Origin of the sequence: Burkholderia sp. Ac-20384 (genome assembly GCF_017104605.1) — a bacterium.
GTDB lineage: Bacteria > Pseudomonadota > Gammaproteobacteria > Burkholderiales > Burkholderiaceae > Burkholderia > Burkholderia lata.
In genome coordinates, this window is sequence record NZ_JAAGPE010000114.1 from 1 (window position 1) to 16,452 (window position 16,452).

Genomic DNA, 16,452 nt, shown 5'->3' on the forward strand with positions numbered 1-16,452 from the left:
TTAATCTCGCGGCGGTCGCCGCACTGCAGTTGCGTGGCTCTGGCATCGCGATCGCGCACCAGTTGCTGCTGTATCCGGTCGTCGATTGCGCGACCGAGCATCCGTCGTACGAAACGCTCGGCAACGGCTATTTCCTGACGGCGGACATGATGCGCTGGTTCAAGCACCACTATTTCGACGACGGTGCCGACCGCGCGTCGCCGCTTGCGAGCCCGCTCGCCGCGCCGGACGTCGCGGGCGCGGCGCCAGCAACGATCGTCAGCGCCGAATTCGATCCGCTGCGCGACGAGGCCGAAGCGTATGCGCTGCGTCTCGCGCAGGCCGGCACGCCGGTGACGCTCGTGCGCTGGCCTGGGCAGCTTCACGGTTTCGCGAGCATGCTCGGCGCCGTCGATGCGGCCGACCGCGTGCTGACCTTCGGCGCCGATGCGCTGCGCCGCGCGTTCGACGCGACGGAGGCACCATGACGCTCGCCGGCACGCTGGAGATCGTCGACGAGCTGCGGGCGGGCCGGATGGTCCTGCTCGTCGATGAAGAGGATCGCGAGAACGAAGGCGATCTCGTGATCGCGGCCGATCACGTGACGCCCGACGCGATCAATTTCATGGCGCGCTTCGGGCGCGGGCTGATCTGCCTGACGCTGACCGCCGAGCGCTGCGAGCAGCTGAAGCTACCGCCGATGGCCGATCACAACGGTACGCCTTTCGGTACCGCGTTCACCGTCAGCATCGAGGCGGCCGAAGGCGTGACCACCGGCATTTCGGCGGCCGATCGCGCGCATACGATCCGTGCGGCGGTGCGGGCCGGCGCCCGCCCGGACGATCTCGTGCAGCCCGGCCACGTGTTCCCGATCGCAGCACGCCCGGGCGGCGTGCTCGTGCGTGCGGGGCACACCGAGGCCGGCTGCGATCTCGCGGCGCTCGCCGGGCTCACGCCCGCGTCGGTGATCTGCGAGGTGATGAACGACGACGGCACGATGGCGCGGCTACCCGAGCTGAAGGTGTTCGCCGCGCAGCACGGGCTGAAGATCGGCACGATCGCCGACCTGATCCATTACCGGCGCGAGCACGAATCGCTCGTCGAACGTGTCGGCGAGCGGCCGCTGCATACGCCGTGGGGACGATTCCGCGCGATCGAGTATCGCGACACCGTGCACGGCGCACCGCATCTCGCGCTCGTGCGCGGCGAGCCCGATCCGTCGACGCCCGTGCTGACGCGTGTGCACGAATGCCATTCGTTGCTCGACCTGCTCGATGCGGAGCCGTCCGCGCATTCGTGGCCGCTGCACGCCGCGCTGCAACGGATCGACGCGGCCGGCTGCGGGGTCGCGGTGCTGCTCGACTGCGACATGCGCGGCGACCCGATGCGGGCGCCGGCCAGCCATGCGCGCCGCGACGGGCGCGTGACGGGAATCGGCTCGCAGATCCTGCGCGAGCTCGGCGTGCGGCGGCTGAACGTGCTGTCGAGCCCGTTCCGGCTGCCTGCGCTGTCGGGACACGACCTGGAGATCATGGCGTTCATTCCGCTGGGCGACGACGATCCGGAAAGCGCGCGGGGTGCGCTCGCGAGCCCGCTGTGGGTGGCGTGAAGCGTTGACGCGAGATGGCCGGCGGGTTTTTCGCTTGACAGGCGATCGTTTGTTTTTGCTGGATACAGTCTCTGGTTTGTATTTTGACAATACATGCCATAGACTGTATTTTTCGATTACAAACGATCGCCTGTTATTCTGCGGAGCGCCCAATGGCCTTTCCTGTCCAGACCCTGACCCAGCTGCGTCCGATACTCGTCGGCTTCCGGAAAGCCGCGGGCCTCACGCAGGCGCAATTGGCCGCCCGCCTGGGCGTCACGCAGCAATCCTACGCGCAGCTCGAGGCCAACCCGTCGGCTGTCAGCATCGAGCGGCTCTTCAAGGTGCTGAACACGCTCGGCGTTCACATGACGCTCGCCCTGGGCAAACAGGACGTGTCGGCGGCATCGGCCGATCCGGCTCCCGCGCCCGATGCCGCACCGGCGGTGCGCAAACCGGCCGCGGGCAAACGCAAGCAGGATACGGCGCGCGGCACCACGCCGGCCCAGAATCCAGCCAAACCCGCAACCGGCGCCAAGCGCAAGCGGCCCGCGACCACAACACCCGGCAAGCCACGGGTTTCGAAGCGGGAGGACTGGTGACGATGGCCACGCGTGCTCGCCACGACCGGCTCGACCTGTGGATGAACGGCATTCCGGTCGGCTACTGGGAAGTCCGGCGCGGCGTCGAGCGTCTCGTCTACCTGCCGACGTGGCTCGACGATCCACAGGGGCGGCCGCTGTCGCTCTCGCTGCCCTTCACGCCCGGGAACCAGCCGCACCAGGGCACGATCGTCGCCGATTACTTCGACAACCTGCTGCCGGACAGCGAGCCGATCCGCCGCCGCATCGCCCAGCGTTACCGGCTTCGATCGACGGCGCCGTTCGAACTGCTCGCGTCGATCGGCCGCGATTGCGTCGGCGCGGTCCAGATGCTGCCGCCCGGCGAAACGCCCGTCGATCTCGAGTCGATCGACGGCACGGCGCTCGATGACGCGGCCGTTGCCGACGTGCTGCGCCACGCGACTGCCGCGCCGCTGCCCGGCCGCGCGGAGCCGGAAGGCGACCTGCGCCTGTCGATTGCCGGTGCGCAGGAAAAGACCGCGTTGCTGCGCCAGGGAAACCGCTGGCTGCGGCCGTCCGGCAGCACGCCGACGACGCACATCTTCAAGCTGCCGCTCGGGCGCGTCGGAAACATGCAGGCCGACATGCGGACGTCCGTCGAAAACGAATGGCTGTGCTCGAAGCTCGTCGCCGCATACGGTTTGCCGGTCGCACCGTGCGAGATCGGCCGGTTCGACGACCAGAAGGCGCTGATCGTCGAGCGCTTCGACCGGCGTCCGTCGCGCGACCGCACGTGGATCCTGCGGTTGCCGCAGGAGGACATGTGCCAGGCGACCGGCACGCCCTCCGGCGCGAAATACGAATCCGACGGCGGCCCCGGCATCGAGACGATCATGGGCATCCTCGCGAATTCGGCCGACGCCGCACCCGACCGGATGAATTTCTTCGTCGCGCAGCTCGTGTTCTGGGTGCTGGCGGCGATCGACGGCCACGCAAAGAACTTCAGCATCGCGCACCTGCCCGGCAACACGTACCGCAGCACACCGCTGTACGACGTGCTGTCCGCGCATCCGATCATTGGCACGCGCCGCAACCAGCTTCCGCCGCGCCGCGCGCGGCTCGCGATGGCCGTGTGCGGGAAGAACCGGCACTACGTGATCGGCGAGATCCAGCCGCGCCACTGGATCGCGCAGGGCCGGCGTGTCGGCTTGAGCGAAGATGACGTGCGCGCTGCGATGGCGGCCGTCGTCGCACGCACGGAACCCGCGATCGCCGAAGCGGCCGTGCAGATTCCGGCGGATTTTCCGGCGGACGTGGCGGACGCCATCTTCGACGGCATGCGTCGGCAGGCGCGCAAGCTGGGCGCGGCCGGGTAGTCTCGGCCGTCGTCGCTCGCGGCGACACGCTACGCTCCGGCGGCGAAGCGCCGGCAATGCTCCAGATACCCCGCTTCGTGGCTGCTCACGAGCTGGACGATGCTGTTCCACAGCCACATCGGCGCATCGATCGTCTTCGCACGATTGCGGCCGAGCTCGGTGCGCCACGCGATGCGTGTCGGCTTGTCCATCTGGCGCGCGTGAGCGGCGCCGACCACCGCACCGAGATAGCGTGCGACTTCGCGCGCATCGTCCTCGGCGAGCAGATCGATGTCGAGCTTCAGGTCCTGCGGCAACAGTTCCCGGATCACGACCGCGCGATCGAGCAGGCGCGCGGCCCGCATCCGTTCACCGAGGGCCGGCGACAGATGCCGCGCGCCTTCCACGACACGCTCGGCGTTGTCGCGCGGCATCGCGGCCGTTTCGTCGCGCGGTGCGGCGGCCGTCACGCCTTCCTTGATGTCCATCAGGCACAGGTCGTCGCCGTCGCTCACGTCGCCGTCGATGTCGAGCAGCACCGCGTAGCGCAGCCGTCCAAGCGAACTGCAGCCCTTCACCCAATACGCCGCGTCGAGCACGTCGACCTTGCCCGCGTCGTTGCGGCCCTTGAGGCTCGTGGCGAGCGTCGCGATCGCATCGTCGCCGAACAGCTTGCCGATCGCACGGGATTCCTTCGCACTCAACGGCCAGAAGCGGCCGCCAAGCGGAATCGTCGGCGCGAGCCCGTCGATCCGTTCGACAGCGAGTTGCCGCCACGAGCGGCGCATGGCCTGCTTCATCACGAGGTGCACCGGTTCGGGGCGTTCGGGCAGCTTCGCGTTGCGACTGCCGAATGCCGACGCATAACCGGCCGTCATCGCCTCCATCATGTGCACGATCGTCAGGCCCGCCAGTGCGGACCCGCGCGCGGCCGTCGCAAGCGAAAGCCCGAGGCGGATCAGATCGTGAACGGGATTGCCGACGACCGTCTGGTCGAGATCCCGGATCTGCACGTCGACCTTTCCTTCGCTGTTCGCGACCGGGCCGAGGTTGCCGGTATGGCAATCGCCGCAGATCCAGATGGACGGCCCGTGCGGCAGTGCGCTGCCGTTGGTTTCGACGAGCCATTCGTAGAACCGCGCCGTATTGCCGCGCACGTACGCGTGAGGTGATCGCGCCATCTTCCGGCGGCGCAGCTCGGTCAGGATCGCCTGGCGCCCGGCGGGTTTCGGCATGCGCTTCTGCTTCGGCTGCGACTGGCTGCTCATGCGGTTCTCCGGAGGTGCTTGTCGTGTGCGGCATGCCGCTTCGTCACCATGCCATCGATCGATGCATTCGTGCAAATGGGCAGCGTCGCCGATACCCGAACGCCAAGGGGGGGCCGTCTCATGCTTCATTCGGCAGGATCGGGCCATCCACCTGGACGATGCGCGGCGGTGCAGGTTGCGCACAATGATCGCCGAGCCCATTCTCGACGCCCACCCGACATGGAACCCACCGAACTGTCCCCCGCGTTCAGCCCGCTGCAGATCGGCCCGCTGATGCTGCGCAACCGCCTGATCAAGTCCGCCACCAACGAGGGCATGACGCCGAACGGCGTGCCGTCGCGCGCGCTCGTGCGCTTTCACGAACGCATCGCCGAAGGCGGCGCCGCGCTGACGACCGTCGCATACTGCGCGATCAGCGACGACGGCCGCACGTTCGTCGACCAGGCACGGCTCGACGTGCCGACGGTGCGCCAGTTCCGCGCGCTGACCGACGCCGTCCATCGCCACGGCGGTGCGGCATCGGCGCAGATCACGCACGGCGGCTGCTTCACGTTCCTGCCTTCGCTGTCGACCAGACGGCCGTTGAGCGCCTCGGGCGGCTTCAACAAGGTCGGCGTGATGAGCGGCCGCTTCCTGAAGCAGGCGATGACGCACGACCAGATGTCGACCATCGCCGATGAATTTGCTCAGGCCGCACGCCATGCGCGCGACGCCGGCTTCGATGCCGTCGAGATCCACATGGGACACGGCTATCTGCTCAGCCAGTTCCTGTCGCCGCTGTATAACCGACGCCGCGATGCGTACGGCGGCGACGCGGCACGGCGTGCCACGTTCCCGGTCGAGGTGCTGCGTCGCGTGCTCGATGCGGTGGGCCGCGATCTCGCCGTCGTCTGCAAGATCGGCGTGACCGAAGGCGTGCGCGGCGGTGGTACGGCCGACGACGCTTGCGAAATCGCGCGGCGGCTCGAAGCCGAAGGCGCCCACCTGCTCGTGCTCAGCGGCGGGATGAACGTCGAATCGGTGTGGCAACTGTTCGGCAGCCCGTTGCCCGGCGAGGCGCGCGCGAATGCCGACAACGCGATCGTGCGCACCGCGATGGCGCTGCAGAAGCTCACCGAGCCGAAGATGGGCGCGTTTCGCGAGATGTATTTCCTCGAGCACTCGAAGAAGGTGCGCGCGGCCGTCAGGATGCCGCTCGCTTACCTCGGCGGCGTGCGTTCACGCGAGAACGTCGAGCTGGCGATGCGCGAAGGGTTCGACGCGGTCGCGCTCGCACGCGCGCTCGTGTTCGAGCCGGACTTCGTCAACGGGCTGCGCGACGGCCGGCTCGCGCAGTCGGGCTGCACGTCGTGCAACCGCTGTGTCGTGTCGATGTACACGCCGGGCGGCACCGCGTGCGTGCTGCGCGAGCCGAACGACCCCGCGCCGAACCGCGTGCCGGCCGCCGGCGCGTGAGGCTCGACGTGTAACGCGGTGACGCCCGATGTCTGACACGGGCCTCGCCGTCGCTCAGCCGGCGTCGCGCGCGCGGGCGAGCGCCGCGAGATTCCCTTCCCCGAACCCGTGGTGCCCCTTGCGCTGCACGACTTCGAAGAAGATCTCGCCGGGCCGGCGCTTGACGAAGGTCTGGAAGAACAGGCGCGGCACGCCGTCGCTGCCGATCTCGCCGTCGACCAGCACCGCGCGACGGCGCAGCGCATCGAGATCGACACCGTGCCCCGGCAACCGCGCGTCGACGTCGTCGTAATAGCGGGCCGGCGGCTCGATGAATTCGACGCCATTCGCACGCAGCGCATCGACGCAGGACAGGATGTCGTCGGTGGCCAGCGCGACGTGCTGCACCCCTTCGCCCGGATGGTCGGGCAGATACGCGTGCATCAGCTCGGTGCGGCGCGTGCCTTCCTCATAGACCGGAATCCGCACCGCGCCGCACGGCGACACCATCACACGCGATTCCTCGGACACATGCCAGTGCGCGTCGATTTCGTGGATTTCGCGAAAATGCAGCAGGTCGTGGTAGAAATCCAGCCACTCCTGCATGCGCCCCGCGCCGACGGTCTGCGTGAAATGATCGACCTGCTGCAGCCCGACGCCCACGCAGTCGAGATCGGTATGCGCGGTCGCGATGTCGATCGGCCGGAAATCGATGTCGAAGATGGAAATATCGCCGACGCCGCCGCGCTGGCCGTCACGCCCGCGCCAGCGGTCGACGAAATAAAGGTGCGAATCGCCGATGCCCTGGATCGCCGGAATCTTCAATTCGCCGACGCCGACCTTCTCGCCTTCGAACGCCCACGCGCCGAGCTCGATCGCCCGCTCGAACGCGCGCCGGGCGCTCGCCACGCGCAGCCCGATCGCGCAGACGCCCATCCCGTATTCCTCCGCGTAGCGCGCGGCGAACGAATCGGGCTCGGCATTGATCAGGAAATGCATCTGCCCTTGCCGGTACAGCGTGACGTTCTTGCTGACATGCCGCGCGATCGCCTTGAACCCGAGCTGCTCGAAGCGCTGCGCGAGCGCCTCCGGCACGGGCGCCGCGAATTCGACGAATTCGAGGCCGGCCATCCCGAGCGGATTGGCAGCCGGATCGGCAACGGGCGGCGTATCGCTGGACAGGGGGTGGGAATTGCCGGGCATTCCAGTCTCCGGGGGCATGCGTCGATGGGGATGGCGCCCGTCGCGTGCGGCATGCGCGGCCAGGGTGGCGAGCGCGCATCCGCCCCGAACGGGCGAGTTATCAATGCTGCAGATTTTAACCAGTTCGTTCACGGCGGCACACCCTGGCCAAACGGGATATCGTCACGCCGCCTAGTGCAAACCCGGAAAGCGTTCGATAATCGCACGGACTTGAACGATAATCGCGCACTCTGTCCGATTGGCCAATTGCCGTCATGCGGCGCGCGCCCTATTCTCCGTTCACTCATCGACTTCAATGCAGCATCGGACGCGGCGCCGCCACGATTCCTCGATGCGCCGTGCCAGGAGACACCGCCATGACCCCAACCTTCGACACCCTCGACGCCGCCGCCAGTGCCCGCATACGCAGCCAGGCCCGCAAGGCCGCGATCGGCAGCTTCGTCGGCGCCGTTGTCGACTGGTACGACTTCCTGCTGTACGGGATCGTCGCCGCGCTGGTATTCAATTCCGAGTTTTTCCCGAAAGTCAGCCCGACGATGGGCACGCTCGCCGCGTTCGCGACCTTCGGCGTCGGCTTCCTGTTCCGGCCGCTCGGCGGCGTCGTGTTCGGCCACTACGGCGACCGGCTCGGCCGCAAGCGGATGCTGGTGCTGACCGTGATGCTGATGGGGCTGTCGACGGTCGCGATCGGCCTGCTGCCGGCGTTCTCGACGATCGGCTGGTGGGCGCCCGTGCTGCTGGTGCTGATGCGCGCGATCCAGGGTTTCGCGGTCGGCGGCGAATGGGGCGGCGCGGCGCTGATGGCCGTCGAAAGCGCGCCGAAGCAGAAGAAGGCTTTCTACAGCAGCGGCGTGCAGGTCGGCTACGGTGTCGGCCTCGTGCTGGCCACGGGCATCGTGTCGATCCTGAGCCACACGCTCGGCGAGGCCGCATTCAAGTCGTGGGGCTGGCGCCTGCCGTTCGTGTTCAGCATCGTGCTCGTGCTGATCGGGCTGTGGGTGCGCAAGAACATGGACGAATCGCAGGAGTTCGTCGAGAAGGTCGAGCACGGCAACCGCAAGCTGCGCCTGCCGGTACTGGAAGCGCTCACGCGCCATCCGAAGGCATTCCTGCTGATCATCGCGCTGCGCCTCGCCGAACTGTTCACGATGTATATCGTCACCGCGTTCGCGCTCAGCTATTCGACGACCAACCTCGGCATGTCGCGCGACCTGTTCCTGAACATCGGCCTGCTGGTGGGTGCCGTGAGCTGCGTGACGATCCCGTGTTTCGCGTGGCTGGCCGACCGCTACGGCCTGCGCCGCATCTACCTGATCGGCGCGCTGATCGGCGTCGCGTCCGCGGTGCCGTTCTTCATCGCGCTGGAGGCACGGTCGATCGCGTGGATCGTGATCTTCTCGATCCTGCTTGCCAATGCCGCACACGACATGGTCGTGAGCGTCCAGCAGCCGCTGTTCACCGAGTTGTTCGGCGCCGAATACCGCTACAGCGGCGCGGGCGTCGGCTACCAGTTCGCGAGCGTGGTCGGCGGCGGGTTCACGCCGTTCATCGCGGTCGGCCTCGTCAGCGTGGCCGGCGGCTCGTGGCACCTCGTCGCCGGTTATCTCGCGGTGGGCTGCCTGATTTCGCTGGTGGTCGCCGCGCGGATGCGGGCGGCGCAGTAACAACCTGACCGGATGGCCGGCCCGCCCCGCGGCCGGCCATCATGCATTGCTCGACGGCGACCGGCAACGGCGCCACTGCGTCGAGTGCGTGCGCGCGACGTCAAACACTGTCAGTTACACGCCGCGATTCCCCCTTTTCCCCTCTGAACATTCCACGCCGCCCGCCGACCAATGGCATCATATGGGCCTACGTCAGTCACCGATACGCCCCCATATCATGTCGAATCTCATCGTCCACGGCGGCACTCCGCTGCGCGGGGACATCAAGCCGTCCGCGAACAAGAACGCCGTCCTGCCGATTCTGTGCGCCACCCTGTTGACCGATCAGCCGCTGCGCCTCATCGGCGTGCCGGATATCACCGACGTGCGCAAGATCCTCGACATCTTCCGCACGCTCGGCAGCGACGTGTCGGTCGACTTCACGACGGGCCTGCTCGAACTCCACCATCGCAACACGAAATTCGATCCGGCCGTCCATCGGCTGCCGGAAGCGATGCGCTCGTCGATCATGCTGATCCCGCCGCTGCTCGCGCGCTTTGGTGTCGCGCGCCTCGAGAACGACGTGAAGGGCTGCACGCTCGGCGTGCGCGAGATCGATCCGCACGTCGAAGTGTTCGAGCGCTTCGGCGCGCACATCGAGCGCACGCCCGATTCGCTGATCGTCCGCACCGACGGCCCGCTGACGGCCAACGATCACTGGCTCGACTACGCGTCGGTGACGACCACCGAGAACTTCGCGCTGTGCGCGACGACCGCGAACGGCACGTCGACGCTGATGAACGCCGCGTCCGAGCCGCACGTGCAGGAGTTCTGCCAGTTCCTCGCGATGATCGGTGTCGCGATCGAGGGCATCGGCACGTCGCGGCTGTGCGTGACGAGCGGCCAAAAGCTCGGCGGCGGCGAGTTCCGCTTCGCCGAGGATTTCCACGAGATCGCGACGTTCCTCGCGCTCGGCGCGATCACGGGCGGCGACATCACGGTGCGCAACTCGTCGCCCGAGCACTTCCCGCTGATCGACCGCACGTTCGCGAAATTCGGCGTCAACGTCACGCACCGCGACGGCTGGTCGCGCGCGGAACGCGACGGCCCGCTGCGCGTGCGCCGGCCGTTCACGCAGAACATCCTCACCAAGGTCGAAGCCGCGCCGTGGCCGTACCTGCCGGTCGACCTGCTGCCGATCTTCATCGCGCTCGGCGTGCGCGCGGAAGGCAGCGCGATGTTCTGGAACAAGGTCTACGACGGTGCGCTCGGCTGGTCCGGCGAACTGTCGAAGTTCGGCGCGCACGTGCTGCTGTCCGATCCGCACCGGCTGATCACGTTCGGCGGGCTGCAACTGACGCCGGCGCGCGTCGAGAGCCCGTACATCATCCGCGTCGCGATCGCGCTGCTGATGGTGGCCGCGAGCATCGAGGGCCGCTCGGAAATCATGAACGCGCTGCCGATCCGTCGCGCGCACCCGCACTTCGTCGAGAACCTGCGCTCGGTCGGCGCGAACGTCGAGTGGACGAGCAGCGAGTAAGACCCTGACGGTACGGCGCCGGTCATCCGGGCGCCGTACCGTCCTCCGCACACGGTCGGCGGCTGCGCCGGCCGCCTCCTCCCGCGTTACTCGCCTCCCCCGCAGTCGACATCGCCGCCGCCCATGTGGTCGAACCCGTAGAGCATCACGGCCGTCATGCCGCGCGCAGGGTTGCTCGGGCGCTTCGCGAGGCTTTTGTCGAGCGGGGCCGACGGATACTGGACACTCGTGTCCATCAGGTTGCTCGGCTCCGACCGCAACTCCGCTTCGGTCAGCGTGCTCCCCTCCGTGCGTGGCAGTCCGAACGCCTTGCGCACGTCCGCTTCGTTCCACGTCCCCTTCAGCGTGACGGTGACCAGTTGCAGCCGGCCCTGCTCCCAGTCCAGATCGACCTTCGTCGCGAGCGGATGCACGCTGGCCGCGAGCCGGTCGGGGAACGCCGGGCCTTCGTAGTACGCCTGCGTGTTCTTGCACGCGTCGCCGGTGTTCCGGTACTTCTTCAACGCGCAATTGAAGCGCTTGTCACGGTAGCCGAAGGTCGTTTCGACGTAGCAGCCGAATTTCGGCGACGTCATGCGCGGCCACGCACGCACGTCGACAGTCGGCTTCGGGAGCGGCGTGCCGGACGAAGGATTCGCCGCGGCAAGCAGCGGCACGGCCGTGACAAGCACGGCCAACACGGATTCGCGAATTTTCATTGTTCTGTTCCAGTCGAGGCGGCGATTCTAGCGCGGCTTCGCCAGAGAAATCGTCCCTGCAATGCGGCGGAACAGCCGCAAGACTCTCGGCATGTATTCCGCATCAGGCGCGCACGTCCGGCTGATCCGATCGTTCGCCGTATCGCCGGTTGTCGTCGACGGTCACGTTCCGGGCTCGGGGCACACGTCCAGCGTCGAATCGTACAAGCCCCGGCTGAGCGTCGCGGCAGAGCCGATCTGCGCGATAATCGCCCATTCGCGTGCGATTACCGCGCACTTAGCCCCCTTCCGACGATGAAAAAGCCCGAACTCGACCGACGCGACTGGATTGCCGGCCTCGAAAAAGGCCTGGCGATCCTCGAGGCGTTCGACAGCCAGCATGCGCGCATGACGCCCACCCAGGCCGCCGCGCGCACCGGCCTCACCCGCACGGCCGCGCGACGCTACCTGCTGACGCTCGAATCGCTCGGCTACGTGTACACCGACGGCAAGCTGTACGGCCTCACGCCGCGCGTGTTGCGGGTCGGCTGGTCGTACTTCGATTCGGCGCGCCTGCCGCGCACGGTCCAGCCCTATCTGCAGCAATTGAGCGCATCGCTGAACGAGTCGGCGTACGTGAGCGTGCTCGACGGCTGGGAACTCGTGTTCATCGCGCGCAACGGCGTGTCGCGCGTGATGACGACCGGCTTCGTGCTCGGCGCGCGCGTGCCGGCGCCGCTCACGTCGCCGGGCGTGGTGCTGCTCGCCCATCATCCCGATCGCGAAGCCGTGCGCGCTTGGCTCGACGATACCGAACTGCCGCCGTTCACGCCGCACACGATCACCAACAAGGCCCGCCTGCTCGAACAGGTCGACCAGGCGCGCGACGCCGGTTTCGCGGCGATCGAGCAGCAATTGCAGGTCGGCGTGCGCGGGATCGCGGTGCCGTTGAAGAACCGTCACGGTGAAGTGGTTGCCGCGCTGAGCACGAACATGCCGATCGGCGCGGAGACGACCGACGCGGCCGTGCGGCGCGTCCTGCCGCACCTGCAGGAAGCCGCGCTCGCGATGCTGAATGTGCTGTAGCGGCAGCACCCACCCAGGCCGCGTCCACGGCCGCCCGATTTCGCTACGCGACGGATGACACCCACTTGCCGGAATCGGCCGTCTGCCGGCAGCGCTTCTTCCGTCTCACCCGATTCGCCACCACCGCGGCAGCAGATCGCGCACTTCGCGCCGCCGGTAACGGTCGTCGATCAGGTGCACGACGCCTTCGTCGTGCTCGGTGCGGATCACGCGCCCGGCCGCCTGCACGACCTTCTGCAAGCCCGGATACAGGTACATGTAGTCGTAGCCGTTGCCGAAGCGCGCGTCCATCGCGCGCCGCATCTGCTCGTTGACGTCGTTGACCTGCGGCAGCCCGAGCGTCGCGATGAACGCGCCGATCAGCCGCTCGCCCACCAGGTCCACGCCTTCCGAAAATGCCCCGCCCAGCACCGCGAAGCCGACGCCGCGCCCGCCCGCTTCGAAGCGTGCAAGAAACGCGTCGCGCTCGCTTTCGGCCATGCCGGGCGCCTGCGCCCACACGGGCACGTCCGGATGCCGTGTCTGCATCAGCGCGACCACGCGCCCCAGGTAGTCGAAGCTGCTCAGGAAGCCGAGGTAGTTGCCGGGCCGCGTCGCGTATTGCGCGGCGATTAGGTCGACGATCGGTTCGAGCGAACGGTCGCGGTCGCGCCAGCGCGTCGACACGTGGCTCGCGACGCGTACCGTCAGTTGCTCGGCGCGGAACGGCCCGTCGACGTCGAGCCAGCCGGTGTCCTCCGGCAACCCGAGCGTGTCGCGGTAGAAATGAAACGGGCTCAGCGTGCCCGAGAACAGCACGGTCGCGCACGCGGCTTCGTAGCGCGGCGCGAGAAAGCCGGCCGGAATCACGTTGCGCACGCACAGCGTCGACTGGACGCGTCGCCGGCGGCCGGCCGACGCGACGCCGTCGAGCGCCGGCTGGCGCGGCATCGGTTCGCCCTGCAGCGTTGCGTCGAAGATCGACGCGCTGTCGAATGCTTCGGCAAGCACGCCGAACTGGATCGCCTCGAAATGAAACCGCAGCAGTGCGTCGCCGTTCGCGCGCGGCGCGTCGGCCAGGTGTTCGCCGATCGTTGCAACGAGGTTCTGCACGGCCGACACGATCGGGCCCGGTATCTCCGGATACGCGGCATAGCGCTCGGCCTGCGCGCGGCTGACCGTGCCCCAGGCGCGGGCGAGCCGGTCGAACGCCTTGCGCAGCGCCGCGGGCGCAGCCTCCCGGGCCGCCGCGAAGGCGAACGGATCGAGCGACGCGCTGTACATCTTGCGCGCGCGATCGAGCAGGTTGTGCGCTTCGTCGACGAGCACGCCGACACGCCACTGGTTCTGCTGCGCGAGCGTGTGCAGCATCGCGCTGCCGTCGTAGTAGTAGTTGTAGTCGCCGATCACCATGTCGGACCAGCGCGCGAGCTCTTGCGACAGGTAGTACGGACAGACGTCGTGCGCGAGCGCAGCCGCACGCACCGTGTCGCGGTCGAGCAGCCCGGCCTCGATCGCCGCATCGCGCGCGGCCGGCAGCCGGTCGTAGAAACCTTTCGCCAGCGGGCACGATTCGCCGTGGCACGCGCTGTCCGGATGCTCGCACGCCTTGTCGCGCGCGACGAGTTCCAGCACGCGCAGCGGCAGCGCGGGCGTGCCGGCGCCGAGCGTCGTCGCCGCTTCGAGCGCGAGTGCGCGGCCGGGCGTTTTCGCGGTCAGGAAGTACACGTGGTCGAGTTCGCCCTCGCCGCAGGCCTTCAGCAGCGGAAACACGGTGCCGACCGTCTTGCCGATGCCGGTCGGCGCCTGCGCCATCAGGCAGCGCTCGTCGCGTGCCGCGCGATAGACGGCCACCGCCAGCTCGCGCTGGCCGCTGCGGAACTGCCCGTGCGGAAACGCGAGCGCGCGCAGCGCTGCATCGCGCGCCGTGCGGTGGGCCGTCTCGCGCTCCGCCCAGCCGACGAAGCACGCGCACTGCTCGGCGAAGAACGTCGCGAGTTCGGCCGCTCCCAGCGTTTGCGTCAGCACCGTCTCGCGCTCGGACACGATGTCGAAATAGACGAGCGCGACGTCGATTTCCTGGAAGCCGCGCGCGTCGCACATCAGGTGCGCGTAGACCTTCGCCTGCGCCCAGTGCAGCGCGCGGTGGTTGTCGGGCATCGCATCGAGGCTGCCGCGATAGGTCTTGATCTCCTCCAGGCGATTCGCCACCGGGTCGTAGCCGTCCGCGCGGCCGCGCACCGTGAGCGTGCCCCAGGTGCCTGTGAGCGCGATCTCGGTTTCGTAACGTGCGCCACGGTTCGACGTAACCGCACCGTGGCCGGCGATGCCTTCGAGCGCGGTCGGCGCGGGCGTGAAGCGCAGGTCGAGATCGCCGCGTCGCGCGGTGAACTCGCACATCGCCCGCACCGCGACGACGTAGCTCATGCCGACAGTCCCGCCGCTTCGGCGTGCGCGACGCCCTCACCGGCCCACTCGACATCGATCACGCGCACCGGGATGCCGTGCGCGACGCAGTACGCGAGCCAGCGCGTCTGGTTGTCCTGCAGGCGGTCGCCGGGGCCTTTCACCTCGACGAGTTCGTAGCGGCGCTCGCCGGGCCAGAAGCGGACGAGATCGGGCAGCCCCGACCGGTTGCTGCGGATATCCGCGAGCAGGCGCGTGAACCACAGCCGCAAATGCTCGGGCGGCAGGCACTCGAGCGCCTCGTCGAGCAATTCGTCGCTCAGCACGCCCCAGAACACGAACGGCGATTGCAGCCCCGCCTTCGTCGCGAAATGCCGGCGGATCGTGTCGCGATACGCGCCCGAATCGAGTTGTGCGAAGCACGCAGCAAATGCGTCCGCACGGCGCGCGACGAAATCGGGTGCGTGCAGGTCGGCCGGGCCGCGCTGGAACGGGTGAAAGAACGCACCGGGCACCGCGGCGAACACGGGTTCCCAGCACAGCAGCCCGAACAGCGAATTGATCAGCGTGTTTTCGACGTAATGGACCGGCGAATCCGGTTGCGCGAGATGGTCGCGCACCGCGAATTCGACGCTGACGAACGCATCGGGGCGCGCAAGCACGAGCGTTTCCCGCGGCACGTCCGCGGCGGCGGCCGCACGTTCGACGCGCTGCCCGAGCCGGCGCTGCAGGCGCGGCAGCATGCGCTCGACACGCTGGCGCTCCTCGTCGCTCTCGAAGCCGCCGCGCGCATCGAGTGCCAGCGCGAGCGCATCGTCGTCACGCCCGCAGCGTTCGAGCACGCGGATCCGTCGATGGCGGCTGCCGGGCCATGCGCTGCGCACGTACGCGTCGAGCGCAGCAGCCCAGTCGGCCCGGCGCTCGCAGGTTTGCCCGAGCGCGAACAGCAGCTTCGCGCGACGCGTCGCAAGCCACGGCTGCGCACACCCGACCGCGTCGATGGCGCGCATCAGGTCGTCGAACGGCAGATCGTCGGGCCAGGCGTCGAGCGCATCGCGGCACATCTGCAGCGCGAGATACGCATCGACGTCGCCGCGCTGCTGGAACGCGCGCGACGACGGCGCGATCGGCACGCTTTCGTACTGGAACACGCCGAGATCGGCGAGCACGAACTCGCTCCAGTCCTGATGCAGATTGCCGAAGAACATCAGGCGCAGCCGGTCGCACAGCGCGCCGACCGTCACGCGCAGCACGCGGTCGCCGGCCTGCGCGCACCACGCGTCGAGCGATTGCGCGACGTCGTGCGCGGGACGCAGCCGTTCGAGCCATTCGGGCTTGCGCTCACCCGCATGCGCGGCGAGTGCCGGGAAGATGCGCGGCAGATCGGCCTTGGTCGACAGAGCGAACAGTTCGTCGAGCGTCAGCGCAGGCGCCGGATCGACCCAGCCGAGTTCGACGAGCGGCGCGGCTGCGTCGAGCGCGCAGCCGATTTCGTCGTAGACGAGCTTGCTGGCACGGAAGTCGGCGCCGTTGCGCATCAGCATCCGCACGAGCAGCGCGCGGGACGCCTGCGGCAGCGTCGCGAACTGCCGGACGAACGCGTGCTCGTGCGCGTCGAACAGGTCGTCGTAACGCGCGCCGAGCCAGGCGAGCGCGCGTTCGAAATTGGTCAGGTAGTAAAACGCCGGGGGCGTCGGCGATGCAGGCGTCACGGGGTTTGATCACTGTACA

Annotated in this window: 13 protein-coding genes; 8 read left to right on the forward strand and 5 right to left on the reverse strand. The window is 68.3% G+C overall.

Annotated features, from left to right (window positions below; all coding sequences use genetic code 11):
* The 4 genes from G3O00_RS21350 to G3O00_RS21365 all read left to right on the forward strand — a co-directional run.
* Nucleotides 1-467: alpha/beta hydrolase fold domain-containing protein (locus tag G3O00_RS21350; RefSeq protein ID WP_206144230.1), on the forward strand; the 467-nt coding region annotated here is incomplete at its 5' end.
* Entirely contained in the window at nt 464-1,588 is a 1,125-nt protein-coding gene (ribBA, locus tag G3O00_RS21355) for a bifunctional 3,4-dihydroxy-2-butanone-4-phosphate synthase/GTP cyclohydrolase II (RefSeq protein ID WP_206144231.1), read from the forward strand. The genes G3O00_RS21350 and ribBA, both read left to right, overlap by 4 nt.
* Nucleotides 1,589-1,740: 152 nt before the next feature.
* A complete protein-coding gene (locus tag G3O00_RS21360; RefSeq protein ID WP_174932018.1) occupies nt 1,741-2,169 on the forward strand; it encodes a helix-turn-helix transcriptional regulator in 429 nt (142 codons plus the stop codon).
* A gap of 2 nt (nt 2,170-2,171) precedes the next feature.
* The gene (locus G3O00_RS21365) at nt 2,172-3,506 is read left to right on the forward strand and encodes a type II toxin-antitoxin system HipA family toxin (RefSeq protein ID WP_206144232.1); all 1,335 of its coding nucleotides are present in this window, start codon (nt 2,172-2,174) and stop codon (nt 3,504-3,506) included.
* A 29-nt stretch (nt 3,507-3,535) separates the two neighbouring features.
* Here G3O00_RS21365 and G3O00_RS21370 read toward each other — a convergent pair whose 3' ends face one another.
* Complete coding sequence (locus G3O00_RS21370; protein ID WP_206144233.1) at nt 3,536-4,753, reverse strand: DUF2252 family protein; 1,218 nt, start codon at nt 4,751-4,753, stop codon at nt 3,536-3,538.
* A 219-nt stretch (nt 4,754-4,972) separates the two neighbouring features.
* On the opposite strand from G3O00_RS21370, the gene G3O00_RS21375 reads away from it, so the two are divergent.
* Nucleotides 4,973-6,208: an NADH:flavin oxidoreductase gene (locus tag G3O00_RS21375; protein ID WP_206144234.1), complete on the forward strand. Its 1,236-nt coding sequence runs from the start codon at nt 4,973-4,975 to the stop codon at nt 6,206-6,208.
* Between the two features lie 54 nt (nt 6,209-6,262).
* Here G3O00_RS21375 and G3O00_RS21380 read toward each other — a convergent pair whose 3' ends face one another.
* Nucleotides 6,263-7,390: a VOC family protein gene (locus G3O00_RS21380; RefSeq protein ID WP_206144235.1), complete on the reverse strand. Its 1,128-nt coding sequence runs from the start codon at nt 7,388-7,390 to the stop codon at nt 6,263-6,265.
* A 356-nt stretch (nt 7,391-7,746) separates the two neighbouring features.
* Here G3O00_RS21380 and shiA point away from each other — a divergent pair, with 356 nt between their 5' ends.
* Nucleotides 7,747-9,054, forward strand: a complete 1,308-nt coding sequence (shiA, locus tag G3O00_RS21385) for a shikimate transporter (RefSeq protein WP_011355229.1) — start codon at nt 7,747-7,749, stop codon at nt 9,052-9,054.
* A gap of 217 nt (nt 9,055-9,271) precedes the next feature.
* Entirely contained in the window at nt 9,272-10,573 is a 1,302-nt protein-coding gene (locus tag G3O00_RS21390) for a UDP-N-acetylglucosamine 1-carboxyvinyltransferase (protein WP_206144236.1), read from the forward strand.
* Between the two features lie 86 nt (nt 10,574-10,659).
* On the opposite strand, the gene G3O00_RS21395 is transcribed toward G3O00_RS21390, so the two are convergent.
* On the reverse strand, nt 10,660-11,271 hold the full coding sequence (locus tag G3O00_RS21395) for a hypothetical protein (protein ID WP_206144237.1): 612 nt from the start codon (nt 11,269-11,271) through the stop codon (nt 10,660-10,662).
* 294 nt (nt 11,272-11,565) lie between these two features.
* Here G3O00_RS21395 and G3O00_RS21400 point away from each other — a divergent pair, with 294 nt between their 5' ends.
* A complete protein-coding gene (locus G3O00_RS21400; RefSeq protein WP_011355232.1) occupies nt 11,566-12,336 on the forward strand; it encodes an IclR family transcriptional regulator C-terminal domain-containing protein in 771 nt (256 codons plus the stop codon).
* Nucleotides 12,337-12,441: 105 nt separating this feature from the next.
* Here G3O00_RS21400 and G3O00_RS21405 read toward each other — a convergent pair whose 3' ends face one another.
* Nucleotides 12,442-14,742 carry an ATP-dependent DNA helicase gene (locus tag G3O00_RS21405; RefSeq protein ID WP_206144238.1) on the reverse strand — a complete coding sequence of 767 codons (2,301 nt, stop codon included), beginning with the start codon at nt 14,740-14,742 and terminating at the stop codon, nt 12,442-12,444.
* Nucleotides 14,739-16,433: a VRR-NUC domain-containing protein gene (locus tag G3O00_RS21410; RefSeq protein ID WP_206144239.1), complete on the reverse strand. Its 1,695-nt coding sequence runs from the start codon at nt 16,431-16,433 to the stop codon at nt 14,739-14,741. Before G3O00_RS21410 ends, G3O00_RS21405 begins: the two co-directional genes overlap by 4 nt.
* Between the last annotated feature and the right edge of the window lie 19 nt (nt 16,434-16,452).